The organism is Delftia acidovorans NBRC 14950 (genome assembly GCF_001598795.1).
Taxonomy (GTDB): domain Bacteria; phylum Pseudomonadota; class Gammaproteobacteria; order Burkholderiales; family Burkholderiaceae_C; genus Comamonas; species Comamonas acidovorans.
This window is the reverse complement of the sequence record NZ_BCZP01000067.1, coordinates 1-1,881: the sequence shown is the minus strand read 5'-3', so window position 1 is coordinate 1,881 and position 1,881 is coordinate 1. Positions and strand designations below refer to the sequence as shown.

The window sequence follows — 1,881 nt, the reverse complement described above, 5'->3', positions numbered from 1 at the left end:
CCCTCAATTGCAATAGGCGCGGCCCGTCAAAGGCACGCTGTGGGTGATCTGGGCAATGTCGGCGTCCATGTACCGGACATCGGGGTAGAGCTGGCCGCCAAGGTTGTCCACGACGGTGATGGAGGGGTAGCGGCCCAGGTTGTGAGCGACGGTCCAGACGGATGCCGCGATGCCTTGGAGATGCGTGTAGGTCGCACCGGCTCCGCCGCCAGGCGGCCCCTGGGGGCCAGGAGGCCCCTGCTCCGCCAGGGCCAGAATTTCGATTTCCTCGACCTGCTCGACCAGCACCGAGTCCTGCGCCTCTTCCGCCAGGATCTCGACCTCTTGGACGATCAGAAAATCAGTCACGGGTGACCTCCGGGCTCACGCAGCAGGAGCCTTGGGCCAGGCGCGTGACCTCGCCGCCGGGGTGGACGATTTCCAGATCGAACACCCCGCCGGTCCAGGCGATGGCCGCGGTGGTTCCCGCATCCACCAGCAGATCCACGGTGCCGGCAGGGCCACCAAGGGCGATCCGGCCGTTCTCGGTGGTCAGTTCCAGCAGCGCGGCCGTGGACTCGACTTCTTCGCGCACCTGCATGCGGGCCGTGCAGCCCGTCAGGTCGATGGGTGTCTTGTCGGGGTTGAGCCAGCGCAGGCGCTTGCGAAACGTCGCGCCCTGGTAGATCTGCAGTTTGAGATTGGCCGGCTTGGTCATGCCCCGCAGTGTCCCGGCCAGCGCCCGCAGAAGCGAACCCTAGCCGGGGGCATGTGAGTAACATGTACCTTTTGCTCATTGAGACGACCATGAAAAAAACTTTATATAAGTATCGACAATTCGACGAATTGTCACTATCTGCTCTTATATCGGACCGAATCTTCCTATCTTCGCCAGAAAATTTCAATGACCCACTGGAGTGCAAGCCAGAAATAGAAAATGATATAGAAATTGGCCAAATGAAATTCACTCTGGCCAAATTAATTGAGAACAACGCCATATCAAAACTAAACTCTGCCGCAAAAATATTAAAAATAAAAACCCAAAACTTAGAAAATAAGTTGCTGAGAATAGCACAAAGCGAAGGCAATCGGATTTTGGACTACATCGATTATATGTCTACAGATCCTGAGTTAGACTGTAAACCAATAGAATACATAGAAAACTCCTTAAATAGATATCTGAATTTCGAATTGCTCAAAATATATAATAAAGGAATATTTTCTTTATCAGAAAAATCCGAGTGTCATTTAATGTGGAGTCACTACGCAAAAAATCATACGGGATTCTGTATAGGATATAGTGTTGATCTAGAAAAAATCAGCAACTTACATCAAGTAAAATATAACTCATCTCCAATAGTAAAAGCATCCGATATTTACGATATGACTAAGGAAAATAAAGCAGCAATGATTCGCGTTGATGAAGCTGTTTTGCTTCGCAAAGCCTCTGCATGGAGCTACGAACAAGAATATAGATTAATCGGAGAAGTCGGATTACAGGATTCTCCATTCGATATAGCGGAAATCATTTTCGGCTTAAGAACACCCCCAGAAGTCATACATTCAATAGCACGCTCTCTTAATGGAAGGGATCCAGCTCCAGATTTTTATATCATGCAGCAACGCCCAAAGAGTTTCGAAATATTCAAGGCAAGCATAGATGTCGAATATTACTCACAAGAGTGCGATCTTCCACGCCGCGCCCTATCCATTCTTGAGGAATTTGAAGATATGGAACACATTAAAATCGCCTCCACGGATTAATCACTTAGATTTTATTTATTTATCCACCGATTAAGGAGTCCCAATCCGTCACATCCCGCTCGGTACCGCTGTAGCTGCCGCTGGCACGGATCTGGTTGTTCAGCGTCGTCACCATGTTGCCCAGCATGTCCACGATTT

Annotated in this window: 3 protein-coding genes; 1 reads left to right on the top strand and 2 read right to left on the bottom strand. The window is 49.7% G+C overall.

The window, feature by feature from the left end; translation table 11 throughout:
• Positions 1–3 precede the first annotated feature (3 nt).
• Both DA1_RS29240 and DA1_RS29235 read right to left on the bottom strand, forming a co-directional pair.
• A complete protein-coding gene (locus tag DA1_RS29240; protein WP_230590868.1) occupies positions 4–348 on the bottom strand; it encodes a hypothetical protein in 345 nt (114 codons plus the stop codon).
• Positions 341–697 carry a hypothetical protein gene (locus DA1_RS29235; RefSeq protein ID WP_034394432.1) on the bottom strand — a complete coding sequence of 119 codons (357 nt, stop codon included), beginning with the start codon at positions 695–697 and terminating at the stop codon, positions 341–343. Before DA1_RS29235 ends, DA1_RS29240 begins: the two co-directional genes overlap by 8 nt.
• Positions 698–786: 89 nt before the next feature.
• On the opposite strand from DA1_RS29235, the gene DA1_RS30155 reads away from it, so the two are divergent.
• A complete protein-coding gene (locus DA1_RS30155) occupies positions 787–1,743 on the top strand; it encodes a DUF2971 domain-containing protein (protein ID WP_162269896.1) in 957 nt (318 codons plus the stop codon).
• The last annotated feature ends 138 nt before the right edge of the window (positions 1,744–1,881 follow it).

Excerpts from the sequence above, each read along its gene's own strand:
- DA1_RS30155 (WP_162269896.1), top strand. The coding sequence starts at position 787 with ATGAAAAAAACTTTATATAAGTATCGACAATTCGACGAATTGTCACTA.
- DA1_RS29235 (WP_034394432.1), bottom strand. The coding sequence starts at position 697 with ATGACCAAGCCGGCCAATCTCAAACTGCAGATCTACCAGGGCGCGACG.